Annotated in this window: 22 protein-coding genes; 9 read left to right on the top strand and 13 right to left on the bottom strand. The window is 65.1% G+C overall.

The genetic code is table 11. From position 1 onward, the window contains the following. Positions 1-196: 196 nt before the first annotated feature. The 3 genes from ACD584_RS02595 to tsaD form a co-directional block, all read right to left on the bottom strand. The gene (locus ACD584_RS02595) at positions 197-2,368 is read right to left on the bottom strand and encodes a glycoside hydrolase family 3 N-terminal domain-containing protein (RefSeq protein ID WP_070693538.1); all 2,172 of its coding nucleotides are present in this window, start codon (positions 2,366-2,368) and stop codon (positions 197-199) included. 255 nt (positions 2,369-2,623) lie between these two features. Continuing rightward, entirely contained in the window at positions 2,624-2,977 is a 354-nt protein-coding gene (gene folB / locus ACD584_RS02590; RefSeq protein ID WP_040941956.1) for a dihydroneopterin aldolase, read from the bottom strand. An 87-nt stretch (positions 2,978-3,064) separates the two neighbouring features. Further along, a complete protein-coding gene (gene tsaD / locus ACD584_RS02585; protein ID WP_070693540.1) occupies positions 3,065-4,132 on the bottom strand; it encodes a tRNA (adenosine(37)-N6)-threonylcarbamoyltransferase complex transferase subunit TsaD in 1,068 nt (355 codons plus the stop codon). A gap of 280 nt (positions 4,133-4,412) precedes the next feature. On the opposite strand from tsaD, the gene rpsU reads away from it, so the two are divergent. The 7 genes from rpsU to ACD584_RS02550 all read left to right on the top strand — a co-directional run bounded on the left by rpsU (position 4,413) and on the right by ACD584_RS02550 (position 12,298). Further along, complete coding sequence (rpsU, locus tag ACD584_RS02580) at positions 4,413-4,628, top strand: 30S ribosomal protein S21 (protein WP_002808376.1); 216 nt, start codon at positions 4,413-4,415, stop codon at positions 4,626-4,628. 225 nt (positions 4,629-4,853) lie between these two features. Further along, positions 4,854-5,300 carry a GatB/YqeY domain-containing protein gene (locus ACD584_RS02575; protein WP_011038898.1) on the top strand — a complete coding sequence of 149 codons (447 nt, stop codon included), beginning with the start codon at positions 4,854-4,856 and terminating at the stop codon, positions 5,298-5,300. A gap of 899 nt (positions 5,301-6,199) precedes the next feature. Then, positions 6,200-7,084 (top strand): YihY/virulence factor BrkB family protein, encoded by an 885-nt coding sequence (locus ACD584_RS02570; protein WP_267129404.1) that lies wholly within the window; start codon positions 6,200-6,202, stop codon positions 7,082-7,084. Positions 7,085-7,164: 80 nt separating this feature from the next. Then, positions 7,165-8,913 (top strand): DNA primase, encoded by a 1,749-nt coding sequence (dnaG, locus tag ACD584_RS02565; RefSeq protein WP_076036580.1) that lies wholly within the window; start codon positions 7,165-7,167, stop codon positions 8,911-8,913. Next, positions 8,910-9,410 (top strand): beta-lactamase hydrolase domain-containing protein, encoded by a 501-nt coding sequence (locus ACD584_RS02560; RefSeq protein WP_076036581.1) that lies wholly within the window; start codon positions 8,910-8,912, stop codon positions 9,408-9,410. Before dnaG ends, ACD584_RS02560 begins: the two co-directional genes overlap by 4 nt. Positions 9,411-9,456: 46 nt before the next feature. Then, a complete protein-coding gene (locus ACD584_RS02555) occupies positions 9,457-10,491 on the top strand; it encodes a bile acid:sodium symporter family protein (protein WP_175611595.1) in 1,035 nt (344 codons plus the stop codon). A gap of 229 nt (positions 10,492-10,720) precedes the next feature. Continuing rightward, complete coding sequence (locus ACD584_RS02550; protein ID WP_076036583.1) at positions 10,721-12,298, top strand: thioredoxin family protein; 1,578 nt, start codon at positions 10,721-10,723, stop codon at positions 12,296-12,298. Between the two features lie 19 nt (positions 12,299-12,317). Here the strand turns inward: ACD584_RS02550 and cyoE are convergent, their stop codons facing one another. From cyoE to ACD584_RS02530, 4 genes are read right to left on the bottom strand one after another with little or no spacing between them, the layout of a single operon-like run. Then, positions 12,318-13,214: a heme o synthase gene (gene cyoE, locus ACD584_RS02545; RefSeq protein WP_014506322.1), complete on the bottom strand. Its 897-nt coding sequence runs from the start codon at positions 13,212-13,214 to the stop codon at positions 12,318-12,320. A gap of 2 nt (positions 13,215-13,216) precedes the next feature. Further along, on the bottom strand, positions 13,217-14,380 hold the full coding sequence (locus ACD584_RS02540) for a heme A synthase (RefSeq protein WP_076036584.1): 1,164 nt from the start codon (positions 14,378-14,380) through the stop codon (positions 13,217-13,219). Between the two features lie 10 nt (positions 14,381-14,390). Beyond that, complete coding sequence (locus ACD584_RS02535) at positions 14,391-14,966, bottom strand: hypothetical protein (protein ID WP_014506320.1); 576 nt, start codon at positions 14,964-14,966, stop codon at positions 14,391-14,393. Between the two features lie 27 nt (positions 14,967-14,993). Further along, complete coding sequence (locus ACD584_RS02530) at positions 14,994-15,719, bottom strand: SURF1 family protein (RefSeq protein WP_076036585.1); 726 nt, start codon at positions 15,717-15,719, stop codon at positions 14,994-14,996. 60 nt (positions 15,720-15,779) lie between these two features. Between ACD584_RS02530 and ACD584_RS02525 the strand changes: the two genes are divergently transcribed. Further along, positions 15,780-15,998 carry a twin transmembrane helix small protein gene (locus tag ACD584_RS02525; protein ID WP_011038908.1) on the top strand — a complete coding sequence of 73 codons (219 nt, stop codon included), beginning with the start codon at positions 15,780-15,782 and terminating at the stop codon, positions 15,996-15,998. A 96-nt stretch (positions 15,999-16,094) separates the two neighbouring features. Here the strand turns inward: ACD584_RS02525 and ACD584_RS02520 are convergent, their stop codons facing one another. The 6 genes from ACD584_RS02520 to ACD584_RS02495 are packed head-to-tail and all read right to left on the bottom strand — an operon-like array spanning position 16,095 to position 20,874. Continuing rightward, positions 16,095-16,970: a cytochrome c oxidase subunit 3 gene (locus ACD584_RS02520; protein WP_011038909.1), complete on the bottom strand. Its 876-nt coding sequence runs from the start codon at positions 16,968-16,970 to the stop codon at positions 16,095-16,097. Positions 16,971-17,006: 36 nt separating this feature from the next. Continuing rightward, positions 17,007-17,603: a cytochrome c oxidase assembly protein gene (locus ACD584_RS02515; RefSeq protein WP_014506318.1), complete on the bottom strand. Its 597-nt coding sequence runs from the start codon at positions 17,601-17,603 to the stop codon at positions 17,007-17,009. Next, positions 17,600-17,773, bottom strand: coding sequence for a hypothetical protein (locus tag ACD584_RS02510; RefSeq protein WP_040941962.1), 174 nt, complete (start codon positions 17,771-17,773; stop codon positions 17,600-17,602). The genes ACD584_RS02515 and ACD584_RS02510 overlap by 4 nt, the downstream gene beginning before the upstream one ends. After that, complete coding sequence (gene ctaD, locus ACD584_RS02505; protein ID WP_011038912.1) at positions 17,754-19,358, bottom strand: cytochrome c oxidase subunit I; 1,605 nt, start codon at positions 19,356-19,358, stop codon at positions 17,754-17,756. Before ctaD ends, ACD584_RS02510 begins: the two co-directional genes overlap by 20 nt. A 39-nt stretch (positions 19,359-19,397) precedes the next feature. Continuing rightward, a complete protein-coding gene (gene coxB / locus ACD584_RS02500) occupies positions 19,398-20,381 on the bottom strand; it encodes a cytochrome c oxidase subunit II (protein WP_076036586.1) in 984 nt (327 codons plus the stop codon). Positions 20,382-20,397: 16 nt separating this feature from the next. Beyond that, positions 20,398-20,874 carry a DUF2244 domain-containing protein gene (locus ACD584_RS02495; RefSeq protein ID WP_014506314.1) on the bottom strand — a complete coding sequence of 159 codons (477 nt, stop codon included), beginning with the start codon at positions 20,872-20,874 and terminating at the stop codon, positions 20,398-20,400. 278 nt (positions 20,875-21,152) lie between these two features. On the opposite strand from ACD584_RS02495, the gene putA reads away from it, so the two are divergent. After that, entirely contained in the window at positions 21,153-24,353 is a 3,201-nt protein-coding gene (gene putA, locus ACD584_RS02490; protein WP_076036587.1) for a bifunctional proline dehydrogenase/L-glutamate gamma-semialdehyde dehydrogenase PutA, read from the top strand. Positions 24,354-24,908: the final 555 nt, after the last annotated feature.

The raw sequence follows: 24,908 nt of genomic DNA, 5'->3' as shown, positions 1-24,908 counted from the left end.
ATGTCTTTCGACAAAAAGTTGCGCGCAGCGGCAAGCGCGTTGACCGCTAACGCTGATGGGCCGCTATGCACTCGCATGCGAACGACGTGTGTGATCGTCGCCTGGCCTGAGTCACAGGTCTCCAACCCAGAGACCCGCGTTGCATCCACACAACCGAGTGACCTGCACTGCGGCAGGCCACGCCATGGTGGGTGCCTCAGCTTTCCAGCAACTCGAACGACACCGGCTCGCCACTCTTGGCCGACGCGCACACCCACACATCGAACAACCCCGGCTCGGCGCCGAACACGCCCTTGGGGTTGGTAAACGCCAGCGCATCGCGCTGCAGGGTGAACACCACCTCCGCACTCTCGCCCGGCTGCAGCAGCACCTTGCGGAATCCCTTGAGCTCGCGCACCGGGCGCACGCGGCTGGCAACCCGGTCGTGCACATACAGCTGCACCACTTCTTCGCCGGCCACCGCGCCAGTGTTGGTGACGCGCGTGGTGATGGTCAGCGTCTGCTCCCATCCCAGCTGCGTGGTGCTCAGTTGCGGCGCCGCATACGCAAAGGTGGTGTAGCTCAAGCCGTGGCCGAACGGGTACAGCGGCTCGTTGGGCATCTCGCGCCAGCGCGCCTTGTACTCGGACAGCGTGGGCAATTCCGGGCGGCCGGTGCGCAGATGGTTGTAGAAATACGGCTGCTGGCCGGTCACCTGCGGGAAGCTGATCGGCAGGCGTGCCGACGGGTTGTAGTCGCCAAACAGGACGTCGGCCACGCCGGTGCCGGTCTGGGTGCCCAGGTACCAGGTCACCGCAATCGCATCGGCATCGCGCACCGCACCGCTCAGCGCCAGCGCGCGGCCGTTGCGCAACAGGATCACCATCGGCGTGCCGGTGGCGGCCACCGCTTCGGCCAGCGCCTGCTGTGCCGGCGGCAGCGTGATCTCGGTCCGCGACTGCGCCTCACCACTGAAACGCTGCGGCTCGCCCAGTGCCAGCACCACCACATCGGCAGCTTGCGCGGCATCGATTGCCGCGGAAATGCCGCCCGGCAACGGCTCTTCCAGCCCGCAGCCGGCCACCACGCTCAGGTTGTCAGCCGCCACTACCGCGCGCACGCCCTGCTCGAGCGTGACGTACCGTTCCTTGTCGCCGAACAGGGTCCAGCAGCCTTCGATGTTTTCGCGGTCCTGCACGAACGGGCCGATCAGCGCGATGTTCTGCCCGCTCTTCTTCAGCGGCAGCAGGTCGCCTTCGTTCTTGAGCAGAACGATCGAACGCCGCGCCGCATCGCGCGACAACGCATCGTGCGCAGGCAGATGCGCGGTATCGGCTTCGCGTGCGGGATCCAGCGAGCGGTACGGATTGTCGAACAGGCCGATCGCCTCTTTCAGCTGCAGGATGCGGCGCACGCTGGCGTCCAGCGTGGCCATCGGCACCTCGCCGCTTTCCACCAGCGACGGCAGATGCGCGGCATAGAAACCGCTCTGCATGCTCAGGTCCAGACCGGCCAGGAACGCCTTCTTGGTGGCGTCGCGCTCATCGGCCGCGTAGCCGTGCGCAATCAATTCCATGTCGGCGGTGTAATCGGAAATCACCACGCCCGGGAACTGCCATTCACCGCGCAGGATCTCGGTGAGCAATTCGTGGTTGGCGCTGGCCGGAACGCCGTTGATGTCGTTGAAGGACGACATCACCGTCAGCGCGCCCGCATCGAATGCCGCCTTGAACGGCGGCAGATGCACATCGCGCAGCGTCTGCGGGGCGATATCCACCGTGTTGTATTCCATGCCGGCCGCCACCGCGCCATAGGCGGCGAAATGCTTGGGCGTGGCCAGCAGGCAATCGTCGGCTTTGAGATCGCTGCCCTGGAAGCCGCGCACACGCGCGGCGGCAAACGCCATGCCCAGCACCACGTCTTCGCCGGCGCCTTCCGCGCCACGGCCCCAGCGCTGGTCGCGTGCAATGTCCACCGCAGGTGCGTAGGTCCAGTGCAGGCCGGCAGCAGTGGCCTCGATCGCGGTGGCCCGCGCGGTGCGCTCGGCCAGCTCCGGCTCGAAGCTTGCCGCTTCGCCCAAGGGGATCGGGAACACCGTGCGCATGCCGTGGATGACATCGGCGGCCAGGATCACCGGAATGCCCAGGCGGCTTTCTTCGACCGCCACTTTCTGGATCTGCACGCCCAACGCAGCGCCCACACCATTGAACAGCGAGCCCACCCGGCCCTGGCGGACCTGTTGCAGCACTTCGTCGGCATTGAGGACATTGGCCTCGGGATTCACGTCCGGCGCGAACGGCCGCACCATGTCGGCGAATACCCCGAGCTGGCCGACCTTCTCTTCGACGGTCATGCGGGCAATCAGGGAGTCGATGCGATCAGCAGCCATGAGATCCTTGAGAAAACGTTTACATGGCCGGCAATTCTAGCCTGATGCGACCATGATGGTGAAAGTCCCCACCCCGGTTCAGCCTCGGATTCAGCTGTTCGGGGCGGCAATGCGACGCAGTTCGCGCAGCCGGCGGCAGACGCTGTCCCCAGCAGCGCCAGTGATCCCGGCAATTGGATGAGCCCGGTTGCCGGCGGATCGGCCACTTCTCCAACTCGATACACCAACGTCTATTGCCCCAGTGGGAGCGCCAGATCAGCTGCGGCTGCGCTCGATGATGACGCCCACCGCCTGCGCGCCGCGCACCGCGCCCGGCTTGCTCAACTTCAGTCGCAGCCACTGCACCTGAAATTCCTCCAGCACGATCGCCGCACACCGCTCGGCCAGGGTCTCCACCAACCCGAACTCCGACTGCTGCACGAACTCGATCAGCCGCTTGCTCACCGCCTTGTAGTTGAGCGTGTCGGCGATGTCGTCGCTGGCGGCCGGAATGCGGTTGTCGAACCCCATCTCCAGGTCGAACCGCAACGTCTGCCGGATCCGCCGCTCCCAGTCATAGATGCCGATCAACGCATCGATGTCGAGACCTTCGATAAAGACTTTGTCCATTGAATAGGGAATCGGGAGTTGGGAATAGGGAATGGTGAAAAGCAAAACCAGCAACAGCGCGGTACAGAATGGACCGGAGAACGGCGTTTACGATTCCCGATTCCCGATTCCCGACTCCCGCGCCGCCGCCGCCAGCGGCGCAAGCGTCGCCATATCCCAACGCGGCGTCACATGCACCGCGGCATCGGCGTGCTCGCCGGCTTCCAGGCGCAGCGCGCCGGCGAAAGCAATCATCGCGCCGTTGTCGGTGCACAGGGCCGGGCGCGGGAAGCAGACCCGGCCGCCGCGGCGCTGCGCGGCCTCCTGCAGGCGGGCCCGCAGGCGCTTGTTGGCGCCCACGCCGCCGGCCACCACCAGGGTGTTGCAGTCGGCGGCGTCCAGCGCGCGCAGGCACTTGATCGCCAGCGTCTCCACTACCGCGTCCTCGAACCCGCGCGCGATGTCGGCGCGGGTGGTGTCGGACTGGTCGCTGCCGCGCCAGGCCAGCAGCACCTGGGTCTTGAGCCCGCTGAAACTGAAGTCCAGCCCGGGGCGGTCGGTCATCGGCCGCGCGAACTTGTAGCGCCCCGGCGTGCCGGTTTCGGCCAACGCCGCCAACTGCGGGCCGCCCGGATACGGCAGCCCCATCATCTTGGCAGTCTTGTCGAAGGCCTCGCCGGCGGCGTCGTCGAGCGTTTCGCCCAACACTTCGTAGGCGCCCAGCGCCTTCACCGAGACCAGCTGGGTGTGGCCGCCAGATACCAGCAGCGCCACGAACGGCGGCTGCGGCGGGTCGTCTTCCATCAACGGGGCCAGCAGATGGCCTTCCATGTGGTGCACGCCGATCGCCGGCACCTCCAGCGCCCAGGCCAGCGCGCGCGCCACCCCCGCACCTACTAGTAAGGCACCAACCAGGCCCGGGCCGGCGGTATAGGCCACCCCGTCCAGCTCATCGATGCGCAACCCGGCCTCGTCCAGGGTCTGGCGGATCAGCGGCAGCAGCTTGCGCACATGGTCGCGGCTGGCCAGCTCCGGCACCACGCCGCCGTATTCGGCATGCAGCGCGATCTGGCTGTAGACCGCATGGGCGCGCAGCGCCGGCACGCCGGACAGCGCGGTGTCGTACACCGCCACCCCGGTCTCATCGCAGGATGATTCGATCCCAAGCACTTTCATGACAGTTCGGCAGGCAGGTTCATGGGCGACATTTTCGCAGCTTTTGCCGCGCGCAAACCGGTCTCCGCAGGTATGCTGCGCAACCGCAGAATGGCCAGCCAACTGCGGCAGCACGCACGTTCCGGCGCCCTGGATCCACTCGATTGCGCCAGGGGCTTGCAGGCCGTTCCCAAGTCGTTATAATGCGCGGCTCGCCGGGGCAACCCGGAAATTCCGTCACGCGAGTCCGCTCGCACCCGCCCGGGGCTCCCGGACGGAAATCCCATTATCTGGAGAACCCATGCCCAGCGTTAAAGTCCGCGAGAACGAGCCCTTCGAATTTGCGCTCCGCCGTTTCAAGCGCACCTGCGAAAAGGCCGGCGTGCTGGCCGAGACCCGCAAGCGCGAGTTCTATGAAAAGCCGACCCAGGAGCGTAAGCGTAAGGCTGCCGCTGCTGTGAAGCGTCAGCTGCGTCGCTCGTCGCGCGACGTCACCAAGCGCCAGCGCTTGTACTGATCGATCGCGGTTCTTCGCCGGTGGGCAGGCGCTGTAGGCGCGGCCCCTCGGAGTGGAACCCAAGAGCCGGCACGCGTAAGCGTCGCCGGCTTTTTGTATTGGCCTGACGCGGCCGTGCGTGCCGAGGCAGTTGGCCCGGCCACCGCGTCGCTGCATGCACGCCGGTTACCCGCCATCTCGGCGGCGCCTGTCGGCGATCCCCCTTACGTCACCCAGGAGTACAGCATGTCCCTCAAGCAACAGCTCACCGAAGACATGAAGGCTGCGATGAAGTCCGGCGACAAGCACAGCCTGGGCGTGATCCGGCTGATCAATGCCGCGATCAAGCAGAAGGAAGTGGACGAGCGCGTCGAAATGGACGATGCCGCCGTCATTGCCGTGCTCGACAAGATGGTCAAGCAGCGCAAGGACTCGGTGACCCAGTACGAAGGCGCCGCCCGCGAGGATCTGGCACAGATCGAGCGCGAGGAAATCGTGGTGATCGAGCGCTACCTGCCGGCAAAGATGGGCGAAGCCGAGATCGTGGCCGCGATCCAGGCGGCCGTCGCCGAGACGGGCGCCAGCAGCCCTGCCGATATCGGCAAGCTGATGGGCGCACTCAAGCCCAAGCTGGCCGGTCAGGCCGACATGGGCCTGGTGTCCACGCTGGTGAAGAAGCAGCTGGCCGGCTGAGGCCGATCAACCGGCCTGCCCTGCGCCGATGGCCGGGGCATGCAGGCGGCGGGCGCGCTGCTGCTGCCGCGCGCGTCGAGCCCGCGTGGTGCGATGACGACGCGCGCCGGTGATGGGCCTTCGCCTTCCCGCGGTGGATCGCAGCTTGGCGGTATGTGTGGCCCGATGTGTCGCACAGGTACGTCGGTCGCAGCGGCGAAACCATTGCCCTCGTTGCTGCGAACGCAAGCTGCGCGCTGCCGAGTCCGCGCACATCGGTACGGCGCCGCACGTCTTCTAAGCCGCACGGCGTCATCGACCCCGCAATGCTGCTGGCACATCGCTGATCACTGATCCGTACTGCTGTTGCCACTGCCTTTTCCGTTCCGAGAACAACGGCGCGCAAGCGACGATGTGGCTCCAGCTCCAGCAAATGGCCAACGCACATTGCATCTGCGCGCTGCATACCGTTGGTTCGCCGTAAGTCCGACACTGCGCTGCAGTGTGGCAAGGCTCGCACCGATTTTTTTGCACGCGCCTGCGACCTATCGCAGACAGGAATCAACGCTGCGCGCTGAAGTCAACCACGCATCGCGCGGCAGGCGCCGCAAGTGATGTGCAGCACTCAACGATGCGCTGATATTGGCCCAGCCGGCAGCGTGCCACCGGCACATGCCCTAACCTGATCTCGCAGCCATCGCTGCACGACATCCTCCAGCATCGATTTTTTCACCATGCCTTCGATCCCGCCCTGCTAGAACGGTAATGCCAGCGCAGGCGCAGGCCAGGCACTCCGCATACCGGCCTGGCCCTTGGATCCTGCACACGCCACGGTATGCGCCAAGGATTCTCCGCCGGTGACGACATTCTCCACCGAACACCTGCAAAAGCACCTGACCCGCGTGCAGCGCAGCCTGCCCATGGCGCTGTTCAACCGCTTTCTCGAAATCGACGTGATGACCCAGGCCGCGTCGTTGTCGTTCTATGCGCTGCTGTCGCTGGCGCCCTTGCTGGTCTTGCTGCTGTGGCTGACGGCCTCGCTGTATCCACCCGCGCAGGAAGCGCTGGTGCAGCAGATCGCGCAACTGGCCGGTGGCAGCGCGGCGGAGGTGGCCGATACGGTGATCCGCAATGCCACCGACCAGCCCGGTGTGGGCTCGCTGGCCGGGCTGTGGAGCACGCTGCTGCTGTTCATCGGTGCCACTGCGGTCTTTGCGCAGCTGCAGAACGCACTCAACCTGATCTTCCGTACCGACAAGCAGCGCCTGGACGGCATCATGGCGTGGCTGAAGAAGCGGGTGTTTTCCTTCGGCGTGATCCTGGCGCTGGGCTTCCTGCTGATCGTCTCGATGATCGCCACCACCGCCTTGCAGGTGGTCTTTGCCAGGCTGCCCTCTGTACTACCTGCTGTGGGCTATGTGACCACGCTGGCGTTGTATTCGCTGGCGTTTGCGTTCCTGTATCGCTACCTGCCCGATCGCACCGTCAATTGGCGCCAGGCCTTCGTGGGCGGCGTGATCACTTCGCTGTTGTTTGCCCTTGGCCGCTACGCGATCGGCGTGTACATCGCCAAGGCTGCGCCCGGCAGTGCGTACGGCTCGATGGGCACGCTGGTGATCCTGCTGGTGTGGATGTACTACGCCTCGGTGGTGTTCTTCATCGGCGCGCTGCTCACCGCAGTGATCGATGAGCGCGTACGCTCGCACCGCAAACTGCGCGATGCCGGCGTGGACCCGGAGCATCCGCCCGAGATCGTTGCTGTGCCGGCAACACCGGCTTCCAGCGAGACGCCGTTGCGCAGCTGAGCCCAACCGTGGGCGCTCGGCTGCGGATGAAGACGCACTGAGACAGGCCCGAGCCGGGCGCGAGGGATTATCCTAGCGGGATGGCCCGCATCCCAGACGCGTTCATCGACGAACTGCTCGCACGCACCGACATCGTCGAGGTGGTGGGCGGTCGCGTGCCGCTCAAGCGCCAGGGCAAGGAGTATTCGGCGCGTTGCCCGTTCCATGACGAGCGCTCGGCCTCGTTCACCGTGTCGCCGACCAAGCAGTTCTATCACTGCTTCGGCTGCGGCGCGCACGGCACCGCGATCAGCTTCCTGATGAATTACGACCGCCTTGAATTTCTCGACGCGGTGGATGAGCTGGCCAAGCGCGCGGGCATGGAGATTCCGCGCGAGACCCAGCAGCGCACCCCGCAACAGCAGGATGACAGCCGCGAGTTGTACTCGGCACTGGAGGCGGCGACCAAGTTCTTCCAGCGTCAGCTCGAAGGCAGCGACCGTGCCCGCGACTATCTGGATGGGCGCGGCGTGGATGCGGAAAACCGCGCGCGTTTCCAGATCGGCTATGCACCGGATGGCTACAGCGCCCTGAAGGACACGCTGGGCACCGATGCGCGCCGCATGAGCGTGCTCGAACGCGCCGGGCTGTTTTCCAAGAACGACCGCGGGCATGTCTACGACAAGTTCCGCGACCGGGTGATGTTTCCCATCTTCGACCGCCGCGGCCGTGTGATCGCCTTCGGCGGACGCATCATGGGCGCGCCGGCCGATGGCCGCGACCCGGGGCCTAAATACCTCAATTCGCCGGAAACCGCGCTGTTCCACAAGGGCCGCGAGTTGTACGGCCTGTGGCAGGTGCGCCAGGCCAACCAGAAGATCGAACGGCTGATCGTGGTGGAGGGCTACATGGACGTGGTCTCGCTGTTCCAGTTCGGCGTGACCCAGGCGGTGGCCACGCTGGGCACGGCGACCACGCCGGAACACGCCGAGCTGTTGTTCCGCAATGCGCCGGACGTGTACTTCTGCTTCGATGGCGACAACGCCGGGCGCAAGGCCGGCTGGCGCGCGCTCGAGTCGGTGCTGCCGCGGATGAAGGACGGCCGGCAGGCGTTCTTCCTGTTCCTGCCCGACGGCGAGGACCCGGACACCATCGTGCGCAAGGAAGGCGCGCAGGCCTTCGATCAGCGCCTGAAACAGGCCACGCCGCTATCGCAGTTCTTTTTCGACGAAATGGCGCGCGACATCAACCTGCACACGCTGGATGGCAAGGCACGCCTGGCCGAGCGTGCCAAGCCGATGCTGGCGCAGATTCCCGAAGGCGCGTTCGGCGACCTGATGAAGCAGGAACTGGCGCGCATGACCGGCGTCGGCGCGAGCATGTCCGCACAACAGTCCCCGCCAAAAGCGCGGCCGCCCGCGCGCATGGGTGCGCCCACGCAGAAACGCAGCCTGGTGCGTGCGTCGATCGCCATCCTGCTGCAACAGCCGTCATTGGCGATGAGCCTGGAAGGCGACCACGATTTTTCCGGCCTGCGCCTGCCCGGCATCGAGTTGTTGATGGAGCTGCTGGCGCTGGTACGGCAACGGCCGGAAATCAGCACCGGCGCGCTGCTGGAACACTTCGCCGAGCGCGAGGAACTGGTCGCGCTGCAGAAGCTGGCCGCGCAGGAGCTTCCCGGCGACGAGCACAGCTGGGCGATCGAGTTGCACGACGTCGTCGCCCAGCTCGACAAGCAATTGCTGCGTCAGCGCGTGGAAGAACTGCAGGCCAAACAGCGCGCGCAGGGCCTGGACAACACCGACAAGTACGAAATGCGCGAGTTGCTCAAGGCGCTCGCAGCGTTGTGACGCCGTTGCGCCTGCGCCACGCGGTCTGGATGCTCCTGCTGCTCACCGGCGGCGCGCTGGCGCAATCAGCACCGCCCTACCGCCAGCGCGCGGTGCTGAGCGCCGGCCAGCCATCGCAGGCGCAATTGCGCGAGGCAGCCGCCAACGGCGTCACGACCGTGATCGACCTGCGTGGCCCGGACGAAGCGCGCGGCTACGACGAAACCGCAAGCGCGCACGCCCTGGGCCTGCGCTATGTGCGCCTACCGATCCGCACTGCAGCAGGCCTCACGCCCGACAACGTGCGCGCATTGCAGCGCGTGCTCGACCAACAAACCCAGGGCAAGGTGTTGCTGCATTGTGCAAGCGGCAATCGCGCCGGCGCGTTGGTGGCGCTGCTCGCCGCACGCGAGGGCGCCAATGCCGAACAGGCCCTGCAGATCGGGCGTGATGCCGGCCTGCAACCGTCACTGGAACCGGCGGTGCGCGAACGCCTGCAGCCACCGCCGCCGCAGTGACGCATCTGTCGCGCCGGCATCGGCCGGTGCAGCAGCGCATCGTAGAATGGTCCGCGACAGGCGCCTGCGCGCCGCCCCTGGGACCTCGATGAAAAAGCTGCTGGCGCGGTTGCGCGTTGATCCATTCACCCTGGCGCTGCTGTGCACGGTCACGCTGGCCTCGCTGCTGCCGGTCACCGGCACCGCGGCCGCGATCATGGACGACGTCACCGACGTGGCAATCGCCGCGCTGTTCTTCCTGCACGGCGCGCGGCTCTCGCGCGAAGCGGTCAAGGCCGGCGCGCTGCATTGGCGGCTGCACTTGGTGATTCTGGCCTGCACCTTCGTGCTGTTCCCACTGTTCGGATTGTTGTCCAAACCGCTCGCGCATCTCGCGCTGACGCCGGAGTTGTACGTCGGTGTGTTGTTTCTGTGCGCACTGCCGTCCACGGTGCAATCGTCGATCGCGTTCACCTCGATGGCGCGCGGCAACGTGCCGGCTGCAGTATGCGCAGCCTCGCTTTCCAGCCTGTTGGGCGTGTTCCTCACGCCATTGCTGATGGGCCTGTTGGTCGGTAGCCAGGGCGCGATGGCGCACCCGGCCGAGGCGATCGGCAAGATCATGCTGCAGTTGCTGGTGCCGTTTCTGGCCGGGCATTTCCTGCGTCCGTGGATCGGCGGCTGGGTCGAACGCCATCGCGCGGTGCTGCGCTACACCGACCAGGGCACCATCCTGTTGGTGGTCTACACCGCCTTCAGCGCATCGGTGAACGAAGGGCTTTGGCAGAAGACGCCGCTGCCCGCACTGCTCGCCGTACTCGGTGCGGCCGCATTGCTGCTGACCGTTGCGATGCTCTCGATCACCTTCATCGCGCGGCGCCTGCGTTTCAGCCGCGCCGACGAGATCGCCATCGTCTTTTGCGGCTCCAAGAAAAGCCTGGCCACCGGCGTACCGATGGCCAAGGTCATGTTCGCCGGCGGCGGCCTGGGCGCGATCGTGTTGCCGATCATGCTGTATCACCAGCTGCAGCTGATCGTCTGCGCGTTCGTGGCTGCGCGTTATGCGGTGCGCGACCAACAACAGGATGCCGGCCACCACTGAGCCCGTCTCCCATGGCGACGAGGCGGCACTGACCGATCGCGTGCGCACGCATGTTTGGCCGTGCGCCGTCAGTCCGACCCATCCGGGCCACTGCGCTGCGGGTAACACAAGTTCGCATGGGCACCCTTGCCGTGTCCTCGGCAGCGCTACAACGCTCAGGACGCCTCTCGGCGCGGACGCCTGGCCGTTCGCCGGAGTGGTCGATCCTTTTGCCCACTGGTGAGTTCCCATGAAACTGTCCTGCCGACGCCCGCGCCCGCTGTCGATCGCACTGCTGGCGGTACTGGCAACCCTGACCGCCTGCGACAAGCCCACGCCGTCGGCGCACGCGCAGGCCAGTCCCACCGCCGCGCCCGCAGCGCACGCCGGCATTGCCTGGCGCGAAGGCGGGCTCGAAGCGGCGTTTGCCGAAGCCAGGGACAGCGGCAAGCCGATCCTGCTGTACTGGGGCGCGGCATGGTGCGCGCCGTGCAACCGCCTGAAGGCCACCTTGTTCCAGGATCCGGCGTTCATCGCGCAGACGCGGCACTTCGTGGCAGTGCATCTGGATGGCGATGCGGAAGGCACGCTGGACTGGGGTGAACGCTTCGGCATCAAGGGCTACCCGACCATCATCGTGCTGCGTTCGGACCGCAGCGAAGTCACCCGCCTGGCTGGCAACAGCGACACCGCGCGCCTGGCCGATGTCCTGCGGGTGGTCGCCACCAGTACCACCACCGTCAAACAACTGCTGGACAAGGCGCAGCATGCCCCGCAGGAACTGAGTGCGGACGACTGGGCCGTCCTCGGCAACTATGGCTGGGGCATGGACGACAGTCTGGTCAAGTCCGGCGAGCTGCCTGCCCTGTTGGCACGCTTGTCCGAAAGAGCGCCGCAACCGAGCTTGCGGCGCCGTTTTGCGCTGGCGGCGATCGTCGCACCGGAGGACCCGCCCACTCCCAGTCCTGCCAATCGCGCCGTGCTGGAAGCGATTCTGGCCGATCCGGCCGAAGTGCGAGCCAATCTGAGCACGCTGAATTACGTGCCCGCATGGCTGGTCAAGGCGGGCAGCACCGATGCCGGCCAACGTGCCCGCTTGTCGGCCAAGCTGGATCAAGCATTGGACGCGGTCTATGCAGATCCCGGCGTGCCGATCAACGACCGGCTGGAAACCGCCTTTGCGAAAATCGAGCTCGCGCGCCTCGCCCAGGGACAGCCGACCGAGACCGCGCCGAAGGAACCGCAACCACCGCTACCGGCGGCGGTCGTGGAGACGGTGCATCAGCGTGTGCAGACGATAGTGGCTGCAGCCAGGACCGCCGAGGAGCATCAATCCATCACCGACAGCGCAGCCGCGTTGCTGAGCGAGGTGGGCGACAGCAGCGGCGCCGAGCAATTGCTGCTGGCCGAAGTCGGACGCAGCAAGACCCCGTATTACTACATGCCACGCCTCTCCCAGCTCGCCGAAGAACGCGGCGATCGCAAGACCGCGTTGTCCTGGCTCAAGGAGAACTACGCCACTGCCAGCAGCCCCGTCGCGCGCGCGCAGTCGGGCGCGCGGTATGCAGATGGGCTGATCCGGCTCAGCCCCGAGGACAGTGCCGCCATCGAAGCGGTAGTCACCCAGGCGATCGACGCGCTGGCAGCACAATCGGATGCCGACCGCCAGCGCAGCCGTAAGCGCTTTGCCCGGCTTGGGAGCGCGCTGAAGACCTGGAGCAAGCAGCATCAGCAGGAAGGCACTGCAGTGCTGGCGCGATTGCGGCAGAAAATGCAGGCCAGCTGCGGCGGCAAGAACACCAGCGAGTGCACCAGCTGGCTGAGTTGAGCCGTCGCAACGGTCGCGGCTAGCGCACCCACGGCAGCAGCAGATGATCCACCATCAAGAACGCGAACAACGCCATCAGATAGACCACGGAGTAGCCGAACATCTTCATCGAAAACAGTTCGTCCGGCGGGTCGAGCATGCGCCACGCGTACCAGAGAAACACCGCGTTGAGCACCACCGCACCGCCGAGGTAGAACACCCCGCTCATGCCCACGGCCACCGGCAGCAGCGTCACGATGGCCAGCAGCACGGTGTACACCAGGATCTGCTTGCGCGTATGCGGCACGCCATGGGTCACCGGCAACATCGGGATCGCCGCCTTGGCGTAATCGGCACGCCGAAAGATGGCCAGGGCCCAGAAATGCGGCGGGGTCCAGATGAAGATGATCAACACCAGCAGCGAGGCATTGATCCAGTCGGCGCTGGTGGGCAAACCGGTCACTGCCGCCCAGCCCAGCATCGGCGGCGTGGCACCGGCCAGCCCGCCGATCACGATGTTCTGCGAGGTCGCGCGCTTGAGATACACGGTGTAGATCACCGCATAGCCGATCAGCGAGGCAAAGGTGAGCACGGCGGTGATGACGTTCACCCAGACCACCAGGATGGTCATCGAGATCACGATCAACACGCTGGCGAAGGCCAGCACCTGCGCGGGCCGTACCTTGCCCACCACCAACGGGCGCCAGGAGGTGCGCGCCATCTGTGCGTCGATCTTGGCGTCGAGCAGCTGGTTGATGGCCGCCGCCGCCGATGCCGCCAGCCAGATACCCAAAAAGCCGAGCGCGCCGGTGCGTACCTGTAGCCAGGTCGGCATGCCGGGAATGGCCAGGAACATGCCGACCAGCGCGGTGAACACGATCAGTGCCACCACCTTCGGCTTGGTCAGGTCCCAATAGTCGCGTGCGCTGACAGCCATCATCACTCCGGCGCGCGCAGCCGCGCCAACAGCGAGACCAGCACGAACAGCAACGCGACCGCGCCACCGTTGTGCAGCACCGACACTTCCAGCGGCAGCGCCAGCTTCACGTTGAGCATGCCCAAGGTCACCTGCACCACCACCAGCAACGCCAGCGCGCCGGCCCACACACGCATGCCGGGCGAACGCGACAGACGCCATGCCAGCCACCACAGATACAGCGCGGTGGCGATCGCCCACAAGCGGTGTGCCATCTGGATGGCGATGCGCGCCGCGCCGTCCAGCACGCCGCCTTCGTAGTCCACGCCGATCCCGCGCCAGAGCGTGAAGCCTGCGCGGAAGTCATGCGGTGGCCACCACTGGCTCACGCACTTGGGAAAATTGTCGGCAGACCAACTGCCACCGCCACACGCCAGCGCCGCGTAGTTGGCGCTGACCCAGCCACCTAGCGCGATCTGCAGGCCCAGCACCGCCACGCCCAGACGCAGCAGCCATTTCAGGCGCGCGGCATCGGCCAGCGTGATCGGCAGGTGAGTCGCGCGCCAGGCCATCCACACCAGCAGCGAGAACATCAGCATGCCGCCGAGCAGATGCCCCATCACCACGATGGGCTTGAGCAGCAGCGTGACCGTCCACATGCCCAGCAGGGCCTGGAAGATCACCACCGCCAGCGTCAGGACGGCAGCGCGGGCCAGATCGATATTGCTCCAGCGCAGCGCCGCCAGCAGCAGGATGGCTTCGCCAGCGGCCGCCACGCCCATCGCCAGCCCGTGCCAGCCGGACATGTACAGCGGGATCGACAGCGCGACCAGCGCCGCGGCGGACACCACCTGCGCAATGCTGGCACGCCGGCGACGCGCCGCCAGCAGCGTCAGCACCAGCACTTCAACGCCCAGCGCGCCAGCCAGGAAGCGGTGCACCTGCTCACGCCAGGCCTTGTTCGACTCGAGCGGGCGGATCTTGCTGGCTACGTGCGTATTGGCTTCGTCGCTGGTCTGCGGCCAGGTGACGCGGCCATAACAGGTGGGCCAGTCCGGGCAGCTCATGCCGGCATCGGACAGCCGCACGAACGACCCGAACAGGATCGTGCTGGCCGTGAACAGGGCAGCCAGCCAGGCCATGCGGTGGAAGTGCCGAAACAACGCCGGTGGCGCAAACAGATTCATCGAAACGGGCTCACATCAGTTTCAGCAGCTTGACCAGATCCGCACGCAGACCGGCCGGGTCGAAACCCGGGGCGTAGCGCAGGATCACGAAGCCGTTGGGGTCGATCACATACACCGGCACGCCGGCGGCATCGTTGGCACGGGGCAACGCCTGGCGCAGGCGCGCATCGTCGCGCAGCACGCGTAACGCCGGCATCGCCGGTAGCCCGGCCGGTGGCGTGCCGATCCACAGCACTTCCACCTTGTCCGCGCGGTGCCCGAGCAATTGCCACACCTTGTCCAGTTCGGCCGCCAGCGCCACGCACGGCTGCGTGCAGCCGGCAGGCGGCGCCAGGGCGATCCGCCACATGCGCTCGCCCGGTGCCCATGCGTACGCGCTGCCGTCCGCGCGCAGCGGCGTCAACGCGCGCAGGTCCGCGGGCGGAGCAAGCAGTTCGCCATGGTTACGCATCGCCGCCGGTTGCCAGCCAGAGAAGCGCAGCACGCCGGCCAGCAACATCGAGCCGAAGAACAGCACCGCCAGGGCGATCAGCATCCTGCGGCCGCGATTGACCGACTGCGGCGTGGCCGATGTGGATGGGGTCATGCCCGCGATTTTCTCATGCCGGGGGCGTCAGTGCCCGCGTCGATGACGGCGACGCGCACGCCACGACAACAGCGCCGCAGTGATCAGCACGGCCAGCGCCAGGCCGAACCATTGCACCGCGTAACCCAAGTGCCGCGCGGGTGGAAGCGTGTTGACCAGTAACTGCAGATCGCGCGCATAACCAACCGGAACGGCAGGATCCAGGCGCAATACCTGCGACGAAATGTCGCGCCTGTGCAAGGCCTGCTGCAACGCCTGCGGCTCCAGGCGAACCGCCAGCCAGGTCTGTGGCTGGGCAGTGCTGGCCAGTGCCGCGCCAACCGCAAGCCCGGCCGACGGCGGCGCAGTCAATAACCCCTGCACTGCTTGGCTGCCGTGCAACGCGGTCACGGTCGGCAATTGCCGCGTGGCAGGCACGGGTAACCAGCCCAGATCCACCAGCACCGTTGCAGGGCTGCCTTCCGGCGCGGCCAGCTGATAGACGCGCACACCGGCGCGCCCTTCCTGCAACTGGTTGTCCAACAACACCTGCTGCGGTAGAAAGCGCACGCGCCCGCTGACCCATGCCAGCTCCCGCGGCGCAGCCAGCGCCTGTGCCAGGGTTGTTGGCGTCTGGCGCACATGGGCGGCACGCTCCAGCAGCTGCTCCTTGGCATGCATGCGCTGCAGCTGCCACTGCCCCAATGCGGCAAATCCGGCACTCACCGCCAATGCCAGACACCAGCCGAGCACGCCCGTGTGCTTGCGCATCATGACAATCGGCGCAAAAAGGCGTGCAATGCCGGCACCACGTCGACGACCACCGGGGCTGTTGTGAACGATTCGCTCAAGACGCTGCTGATTGTCGCCTTCCTGATCGTCATCCTATGGAACCTGGGCGCCGGGCTCTACTACCTGCTCACCGACCGCGGCCAGACCAAGCGCACGGTCAACGCATTGACCTGGCGCATCGGCTTGTCGGTGGCATTGATCGCGCTGGTGATCCTGGGCATCTACACCGGCTGGATCAAACCGCATGGCGTGGGGCGCTGAAGAGCCGGGAATCGAGAATCGGGAGTTGGGAATCGTGCAAAGCAAGTGCGCGACCGCTCTTGCGATTCCCCATTCCCCACTCTCTATTCCCCGCCCTCAAAGCACATACACAAACAGGAACAGCGCCAGCCACACCACGTCGACGAAGTGCCAGTACCAGGCGGCGGCTTCGAAGGCGAAATGATTGTCGCGGCTGAAGTGGCCCTTTGCCGCGCGCAGCCACATCACCGCCAGCATGATCGTGCCCAGCAGCACATGCATGCCGTGGAAGCCGGTGAGCATGAAGAAGGTCGAGCCGTAGATGCCCGAGCCCAATGTGAGATTGAGTTCTGTGTAGGCGTGGATGTATTCCTCCGCCTGCAGGAACAGGAACACGCAGCCCAACAGCACGGTCAGCCCCAACCACAGCAACAGCGCGCGGCGTCGGCCGCCTTTCAATGCGTGATGGGCAATGGTCAAGGTCACGCCGGAGCTGAGCAGGATCAGCGTGTTGATCAGCGGCAAGCCCCAGGCCGGAATGGTCTGGAACTGCCCGCCGATGGTGCCCGGGCCATTGGTCGGCCAGGCTGCGGAATACCCATTCCACAGCAGTTCGTTGGTCATCACGCCATCGCCCTCGCCGCCCAACCAGGGCAGTGTCAGCACGCGCGTGTAGAACAGCGCACCGAAGAAGGCGCCGAAGAACATCACCTCGGAAAAAATAAACCACACCATGCCCATGCGGAACGAGCCGTCCACCTGGCGGTTGTAGTGGCCGGCGTTCGACTCGCGAATCACGTCGCCAAACCACATGAACAACGTCGCCAGCAACATGGCCACGCCGGCGAAGAACGTCCAGCGCCCCCATCCGGCGTCGTTGAGCCAGCTGGCCACGCCGATCATCATCACGAACATCGCAATGGAGCCGACAAACGGCCATTTGCTTTGGGTCGGGACGAAATACGCGTCGGCGTTGGGACTGTGGTCGGCCATGGCGTTGCTTCCGTGTCGGTATGAGTGGGCGATCGATTACGGCGCTGCACGCGGGGCGCTGGCTGCGCCGCCGCCTTGCAGTTCCGAGGTCAGCGTGTCATTGCGATAGAACGTGTAGGACAAGGTAATGGTGGTCACTTCCGGCGGCAGCGCCGGGTCTACGATGAAGCGCAGCGGCATGTCGCGTGTTTCGCCGGCCTGCAGCGTCTGCGCGGTAAAACAAAAACATTCGGTCTTGTTGAAGTAGCCCGACGCCCGCGACGGTGCCACCGAAGGCACCGCACTGCCCACTACTGCCCGTGCGCTGTCATTGCGCGCGAAATACTGCGCTTCGTTGAGTTCACCGGGCACCACGTCCATGGTCATCTGCTCGGGATGGAAGGTCCACGGCAGTTTCGAATTGACGCCGGCATCGAACTCCACCCGCACCGTGCGCTTGCCGGCCGCCACCGCGCTGGACGCGCCTTCACGGGCGCTGCCCGGTGCACGCTCCATGCGGATGCCGAACACTTTTTCGCAGGCGATGCGATACAGCGGCACCAGCGAGAACGTCAGCACAAACACACCCAGCACCACGCCAAGCAACTTGAACAAGCCGGCAGTGGGCGTGTGCGTGGGCAGACGCGTACTCATCGGCCGATGACTCCCGAGGCGATGAAGCCGGCATAGATCAGCAGTGCAACGATGCCCACCGTGATGGCGGTACGGCGCACCGCGCGCCGCTGTTGCGCTTGCCGTTCGGCAGCGGAGAGCATGCGTGCCACCGCGGGTGCCGGCGTCGACTCAGTGACCGATGTCTTCATGCGCAAGATCTCCAGGCTTGATGACAGGCGGCACGGTGAAGGTATGCGCCGGAGCGGGCGACGGGACCGTCCACTCCAGTCCCTTGGCCCCCTCCCACGCACGCGCGTCAGCCTTGGCACCACTACGCAACGAGGCGAACAAGATGCCGGCCATCAGGAACGGGGTGGCGAACATGCCGAATGCGCCGATCGAACTGATCAGATTCCAGTCCGCAAACACCACGTTGTAGTCAGGAATACGCCGCGGCATGCCGGCCAGGCCCAGGAAGTGCTGCGGGAAGAACAGCAGGTTGACGAAGATCATCGTCCACCAGAAATGGAACTTGGCCCAGGCCTCGTTGTACATGCGCCCGGTCCACTTGGGCCACCAGTAATACACCGCCGCAATCAGTGCGAACACCGCGCCAGTCACCAGCACGTAATGGAAATGCGCCACCACAAAGTAAGTGTCGTGGTACTGGAAGTCGGCCGGCACGATCGCCAGCATCAGGCCCGAGAAACCACCGATGCTGAAGAGGATCACGAACGCCACCGCCCACAGCATCGGCGATTCGAATGTCAGCGACCCCTTCCACATGGTGCTGACCCAATTGAACACCTTCACCCCGGTCGGGATGGAAATCAGCATCGTGGCGAACATGAAGTAGATTTCGCCACCGAGCGGCATGCCCACGGTGAACATGTGGTGCGCCCACACGATGAAGCTCAAAAACGCGATGGCCGCGATCGCATAGACCATCGCCTGATAACCGAACAGCGGCTTGCGGCTGAAAGTGGGAATGATCTCGCTGACCACGCCGAACGCCGGCAGGATCATGATGTAGACCTCGGGATGCCCGAAGAACCAGAAGATGTGCTGGTACATCACCGGGTCGCCGCCGCCGGCCGCATTGAAGAAACTGGTGCCGAAAAACTTGTCGGTGAGCAGCATGGTCACCGCACCGGCCAATACCGGCATCACCGCGATCAGCAAGAAGGCGGTGATCAGCCAGGCCCAGCAGAAGATCGGCATCTTCAGCAGATCAATGCCGGGTGCGCGCATATTGAGCACGGTAGCGATGATGTTGATTGCGCCCATGATCGAACTGACGCCGGCCACGTGGATCGCAAACACGCTGAAAGCCACGTTGTAACCACCTTGCAGCGAAAGCGGCGGATACAGCGTCCAACCAGCGGCCGGCGCGCCGCCGGGCAGGAACAGCGTCAGCAGCAGCAAGGTGAACGCCGCCGGCAGCAACCAGAACGACCAGTTATTCATGCGCGGCAGCGCCATGTCCGGCGCGCCGATCTGCAGCGGAATCATCCAGTTGGCCAGACCGACGAACGCCGGCATCACTCCGCCGAAGATCATCACCAGCGCGTGCACGGTGGTCATCTGGTTAAAAAATTCGGGTTTGACGAACTGCAACCCGGGCTGCATCAATTCAGCGCGAATCACCACGCTCATCGCCGCACCGATGATGAACATGACGAAGGAAAACAGCAGATACAGCGTGCCGATATCCTTGTGATTGGTCGAGAAGAACCAGCGCTCGACGAAACCGGGCTGGTGGTGTCCGTGGTGATCGACTGCGGTGTGCGCCATGACGGAACGACCTCTGCGAAGCGGTGCGGTTGCGAGCGATTAGAGAGCGGCGGACGGTGCGGCAGATGCTGTGCCGGCCGCCGGTGTGGCCTCTGCTGACGGTGCGGCGGCCCCCGGTGCGTCCGCTGGCATCGCCGGTGCTGCAGGTGCTGCAGGTGCTGTAGGCGTTGCAGCGGGTGCTGCGGCCGGCGCGCCTGCCGCGCTACGACGCGATGCGAGCCAACGTTGGAATTCCGCCTTGGGCAGCGCTTCGACCACGATCGGCATGAAGCCATGGTCCTTGCCGCACAGCTCGGCGCATTGCCCGCGATAGACGCCGGGCTTTTCGATATTGGTCCAAGCCTCGTTGACGATGCCGGGAATGGCGTCCTGCTTCCAGCCCAGCGCCGGCACCCACCAGGCGTGGATCACGTCATCGGCAGTGATCACGAAGCGGATCTTGGTATCGACCGGCAACACCAGCCGGTTGTCTACATCCAGCAGATAGTGCGGCTGCGACGCGGCGGTAGGGCGCTCGCCACTTTGGCGGATCCGGTCGGATTCGCGCGCGAGACGGCTGGTGAACTCGACGCCCTGCCCCAGGTATTCGTACTTCCACATCCACTGATACCCGGTGACCTTGACGGTCATTTCCGACTCGCGGGTGTCGTACATCGCGATCAGTTTGGCGGTCGCAGGCCATGCCATCGCGATCAGCACCAGCACCGGGATCACCGTCCACAGCACCTCGGCCTTGGTGTTGTGACTGAATTGCGCGGCCACCGCGCCCTTGGATTTGCGGAACTTGAAGATCGCATAGCCCATCGCGCCGAACACCAACGCCCCGATGACCACGCACACCCACAACGCCACCATGTGGGCCTCATAGGCCATGCGTGCGGTCTGGGTGACCCCACGGCCCATGTTGAGCTGCCATTCCTTGGGATCGGCTGATTGCGCCCAGGCAGCCGGCGCACCTGCAAGCGCCAACACAGCCGAGCCACATTTCATATACGTCGCGTTCCAGCTGCTGCGTTGCGTCATTGCCTAGACCCTTACGTCATCGGTGACGGCCATTGGCGGCCGCGAGCAAGCGTTTCAGCGTATCTGCCAGTTCCACACGTTCGGCCGGCCCGAGAAAGCTCCCGATCTCGATCTGCCTGCCGCTGCTCACCAGCAACACCCTGTCGTCGCGTTCCGTGCGCAACCGCACCCAGTGCGGATGTGCCTGAAACGCTGGTGGCGCACGCCCGGAAGGAAACACTTCAACTACCGTTTCCCCCACCCGGATCGCTTCTACACGCTCGCCGCTTCGCCACAACTGCCGCAGCGCCAGCGCCACCACACCACTGTGCAACAGGGCGAACACCGGCGCGAACGCATTGCCGGTCCACCACCCCAGGCCTGCAAACAACCACATCGTTCCCGCCAACACCGCAAACAACTGCACGAATTGCCTGGCACTCATTGCCCGCGGAGGCCGTAACCGCACCTGCGTCCCAACCCCTTCCGACATCAACGGCAGTACTTCGATCATGGCAACACGCAGCGGACTGCGGGAATGTCCCGATGGTAGTCCCGGGCGAACGCATGCGGCAAGCGTTTCGCGCGAATCACCAATGCTGCACTGCAGCTAAAAACTGCGCGAAAAATCAATCACTTCCCGCTGGCTGGGGTTTTATCGCGGCGCGCGCGTGGGTCATCACGGCGTTGCGCGACGGCATGCACAAAACGGCAGAAAAGCTGCCGCTTCCACACAAGTGCACAGCCGGGCGGGCTCTCTAGAATGAGCGCGGATTCCCAGGCACCTTACGCATGAACGCCCAGCCAGATACGTTTGCCTCTTCCCACGCTGCGCGCCCGCTGTTGGCGCCCGAACTGCCCGCCGCGCCCGGCGCCTTGCGTGCCGCAATCACCGCTGCCTGGCTCAAGGACGAAACCGAGCACGTCCGTGAATTGCTGGAGCAGGCGCGCTTGCCGGCCGCAGAGCAGGCCAAGGTGCAGGCGCTGGCCGCCGACCTGGTCACCCGGGTGCGCGCACGTGCCCAGGATCAGGGCGCGATCGAAGCCTTCATGCGCCAATACGATCTGGGCAGCGAAGAAGGCGTGCTGCTGATGTGCGTGGCCGAAGCCTTGCTGCGCATTCCCGACCAGGACACCGCCGACAAGCTGATCCGCGACAAGCTGGGCGAGGCGGACTGGAAAAAGCACGTGGGTGGCAGTGATTCGGTGCTGGTCAACGCCTCCACCTGGGGCCTGATGCTCACCGGCAAGCTGGTACAGCTCAACGACCTTACCCGCGCCGATGTGCCGGGCGCCTTCAAGCGGCTGATCGGCCGCGTCGGCGAGCCGGTGATCCGTTTGGCCGTGCGCCAGGCGATGAAGATCATGGGCCACCAGTTCGTCATGGGCCGCACGATCGGTGAGGCATTGGCGCGTTCGCGCAAGGGTGACAACGCCAATTACCGCTATTCGTTCGACATGCTCGGCGAAGGCGCGCTCACCATGAAGGATGCGCAGCGCTATCTGCAGGCGTATCGCGATGCCATCCATGCGATTGGCCGCAGTGGCAGCTTCGTCGGCACCGACGTGTTCGCCGCGCCCAGCATTTCGATCAAGTTGTCCGCGCTGTATCCGCGCTACGAACACGCCAAGCGCGCACGCGTGATGGCCGAGCTGGTTCCCGGCGTGCTGGAGCTGGCGCAACTGGCCAAGTCCTACGGCATCGGCTACACCGTCGATGCCGAAGAGGCCGACCGCCTGGAACTGTCGCTGGACATCATCGAAGCCACGTTCTCCGATCCATCGCTGGATGGTTGGGAGGGCTACGGGCTCGCAGTGCAGGCGTATCAGAAGCGCACGCCCTACACGATCGATTTCCTCGCCGATCTGGCGCGTCGCGTTGGCCGCCGCATTCCGGTGCGTCTGGTCAAGGGCGCGTATTGGGACGCTGAGATCAAGCGTGCGCAGATCGACGGCCACCCCGGGTATCCGGTGTTCACCCGCAAGCAGAACACCGACGTGTCCTATCTGGCCTGCGCGCGCCGCATGTTCGCGCACAGCGACGCGCTGTACCCGATGTTCGCCACCCACAACGCCCAGACCATCGCTGCGGTGCGCGCGATCTCGGCAGGAAAGACCTACGAACACCAGAAGCTGCACGGCATGGGCGATGACCTGTATGCCGAGGTGATTCCGGCCGATCGGCTGGGATTGCCGTGCCGGGTGTATGCACCGGTCGGCTCGCACGAAGACCTGTTGCCGTACCTGGTCCGTCGCTTACTGGAAAACGGCGCCAACTCCAGCTTCGTCAATCGCATCACCGACGAAGACGTCGCCATCGAAGACCTGATCCGCGATCCGGTCGAGGCGGTGTCCTCGTTTGCGTCCATCCCGCACCCCAAGATCCCGCTGCCGGCCGACCTGCTGCGCAGCCAGAACCAGAACAGGAAGAATTCCATGGGCGCCAACCTCGCCAACGATAACGATCTGCGGCAGCTGGCCGACCAACTCACCGCCGCAATCAAGCCTTGGAAGGCCGCGCCGCTGGTGGCGGGTGCCGTGATCACCACGCCAAGCGAGGCCGTGTTCAACCCGGCCGACCGCCGCGAGACAGTCGGTCACTGGCAGCCCGCGGACCCGGCCACCGTGCAGAAGGCATTGGCGTCTGCCGCCGCCGCTCAGCCAGCCTGGAATCGCACGCCCGCCGCCAGCCGCGCCACCATCCTCGAACACGCCGCAGACCTGCTCGAGGCCCGCATGCCGGAGTTCATGGCGATCTGCGTCAAGGAAGCAGGCAAGACCCTGCCGGACGCCGTGGCCGAGGTGCGCGAAGCCGTGGACTTCCTGCGCTATTACGCTGCCCAGGCGCGTGCGCAGTTTGGTGCGCCTGAGCGCCTGCCGGGCCCCACCGGCGAATCCAACGAGCTGCAACTGCATGGCCGCGGCGTGTTCGTCTGCATCAGCCCCTGGAACTTCCCGCTGGCGATCTTCCTGGGTCAAGTGGCTGCGGCGCTGGCGGCAGGCAATACCGCCATCGCCAAGCCGGCCGAGCAGACCAACCTGGTGGGCTTTGCGGCGGTCAAACTGTTGCATGAAGCCGGCGTGCCGGAAGCCGCTGTGCAGTTCCTGCCCGGCGATGGCGCCACGGTCGGCGCCGCGTTGACCAACGATCCCCGCGTTGCCGGCGTCGCCTTCACCGGCTCCACCGACACCGCCCGCATCATCAATCGCACGCTCGCCGCGCGTGACGCCGCGATTGGCGTACTGATCGCCGAGACCGGCGGCCAGAATGCCTTCATCGCTGACTCGTCCTCGCTCCCGGAAGCTGTGGTCAAGGACGCCATCTCCAGCGCCTTCATCTCTGCTGGCCAGCGCTGCTCGGCCGCCCGCGTGCTGTTCGTGCAGGACGACATCGCCGACAAGGTCATGACCATGCTCGCTGGCGCGATGGCCGAACTGAAAATCGGCGACCCGGCCCTGCTCTCCACCGACGTTGGCCCCGTAATCGACGCCGATGCCCTGAAGATCCTGGAAGAACACGCGAGCCGCATGGACAGCGAAGCACGCCTGATCGGCACGACCACGCTGGACAGCGCCACGGCACACGGCAGCTTCTTTGCTCCACGTGCCTACGAATTGAAGTCCCTGGCGCAGCTGCAGCGTGAGATTTTCGGCCCCGTGCTGCACATCATTCGCTGGAAAGCCGACCAGCTGGATGCGGTCATCGATCAGATCAACGCTACCGGCTATGGCCTCACCCTGGGCGTGCATTCGCGGATCGATGAGACCATCGATCGCATCACCTCGCGCGTGGCCGTAGGCAATGTCTACGTCAATCGCAACCAGATCGGCGCTGTGGTCGGCGTGCAGCCGTTCGGTGGCCAGGGATTGTCAGGCACCGGCCCGAAGGCCGGCGGTCCTCACTACCTGCTGCGCTTTGCCACCGAAAAGGTCGTCACCGTGAACACCACCGCAGCCGGCGGCAATGCTTCGCTGCTGACCTTGGGTGACTGAGGCCGGTAGTGCCGCATCTTGGTAGCTAGCTCTGCGATTAGTCCGTGGGCGTGGCAAGGCAACGCTCCCGAACGATCCTTGCAGGAACCTAGATGTAAAGAAGTACGAGTTCCATGACATCCGTAACTACTGGGAAAGCCCCAATTGTTATCGCATCACTAGAGCGCAGAAAGTTCGACTGCAGATTTACGCTCGTTGAATTGAGCGCTTGAAACAAGAAAACCCCGCAGAAGCGGGGTTTTCTTTTGCAGAAATGTACTTAGACATCGCAGTTGCTAGGCGCACCACTCATCTGTGCAGCAGCGTCAGTAAATGCCTATTACCCCGTGCCGAAGAGGCCAAGGTCTTTACGCATAGCGCCTACACATAACGTCAGGCTGATCAGCTAAGCGGACTAAGAAACGGTCGATCCACGCAGCCTCACCACATGCATTCTGTCGCTGGACGCTGCGCACCAACACCAAAGCAAGCGTATCTAAGCCCAGCCAGCATTAAAGCGCTAGGACCGAGCGTATTTACCTACGGCCATCTTCTCGCCGATGGATATGTCTTTGA

Origin of the sequence: Xanthomonas sp. NCPPB 2922, from assembly GCF_041520885.1 — a bacterium.
GTDB lineage: Bacteria > Pseudomonadota > Gammaproteobacteria > Xanthomonadales > Xanthomonadaceae > Xanthomonas > Xanthomonas campestris.
Note: the sequence above shows the minus strand (reverse complement) of the source record. Positions and strands in the feature narration are given on the sequence as shown.

Coding starts and splice junctions, on each gene's coding strand:
- ACD584_RS02575 (WP_011038898.1), top strand. CDS start 4,854: ATGTCCCTCAAGCAACAGCTCACCGAAGACATGAAGGCTGCGATGAAG.
- folB (WP_040941956.1), bottom strand. CDS start 2,977: ATGGACAAAGTCTTTATCGAAGGTCTCGACATCGATGCGTTGATCGGC.
- cyoE (WP_014506322.1), bottom strand. CDS start 13,214: ATGGCTGTCAGCGCACGCGACTATTGGGACCTGACCAAGCCGAAGGTG.
- ACD584_RS02540 (WP_076036584.1), bottom strand. CDS start 14,380: ATGAATCTGTTTGCGCCACCGGCGTTGTTTCGGCACTTCCACCGCATG.
- ACD584_RS02495 (WP_014506314.1), bottom strand. CDS start 20,874: ATGATCGAAGTACTGCCGTTGATGTCGGAAGGGGTTGGGACGCAGGTG.
- ACD584_RS02520 (WP_011038909.1), bottom strand. CDS start 16,970: ATGGCCGACCACAGTCCCAACGCCGACGCGTATTTCGTCCCGACCCAA.
- ACD584_RS02550 (WP_076036583.1), top strand. CDS start 10,721: ATGAAACTGTCCTGCCGACGCCCGCGCCCGCTGTCGATCGCACTGCTG.
- ACD584_RS02530 (WP_076036585.1), bottom strand. CDS start 15,719: ATGATGCGCAAGCACACGGGCGTGCTCGGCTGGTGTCTGGCATTGGCG.
- putA (WP_076036587.1), top strand. CDS start 21,153: ATGAACGCCCAGCCAGATACGTTTGCCTCTTCCCACGCTGCGCGCCCG.
- ctaD (WP_011038912.1), bottom strand. CDS start 19,358: ATGGCGCACACCGCAGTCGATCACCACGGACACCACCAGCCCGGTTTC.
- coxB (WP_076036586.1), bottom strand. CDS start 20,381: ATGACGCAACGCAGCAGCTGGAACGCGACGTATATGAAATGTGGCTCG.
- ACD584_RS02515 (WP_014506318.1), bottom strand. CDS start 17,603: ATGAGTACGCGTCTGCCCACGCACACGCCCACTGCCGGCTTGTTCAAG.
- ACD584_RS02555 (WP_175611595.1), top strand. CDS start 9,457: ATGGTCCGCGACAGGCGCCTGCGCGCCGCCCCTGGGACCTCGATGAAA.
- rpsU (WP_002808376.1), top strand. CDS start 4,413: ATGCCCAGCGTTAAAGTCCGCGAGAACGAGCCCTTCGAATTTGCGCTC.
- ACD584_RS02570 (WP_267129404.1), top strand. CDS start 6,200: ATGGCGCTGTTCAACCGCTTTCTCGAAATCGACGTGATGACCCAGGCC.
- ACD584_RS02510 (WP_040941962.1), bottom strand. CDS start 17,773: ATGAAGACATCGGTCACTGAGTCGACGCCGGCACCCGCGGTGGCACGC.
- dnaG (WP_076036580.1), top strand. CDS start 7,165: ATGGCCCGCATCCCAGACGCGTTCATCGACGAACTGCTCGCACGCACC.
- ACD584_RS02535 (WP_014506320.1), bottom strand. CDS start 14,966: ATGACCCCATCCACATCGGCCACGCCGCAGTCGGTCAATCGCGGCCGC.
- tsaD (WP_070693540.1), bottom strand. CDS start 4,132: ATGAAAGTGCTTGGGATCGAATCATCCTGCGATGAGACCGGGGTGGCG.
- ACD584_RS02595 (WP_070693538.1), bottom strand. CDS start 2,368: ATGGCTGCTGATCGCATCGACTCCCTGATTGCCCGCATGACCGTCGAA.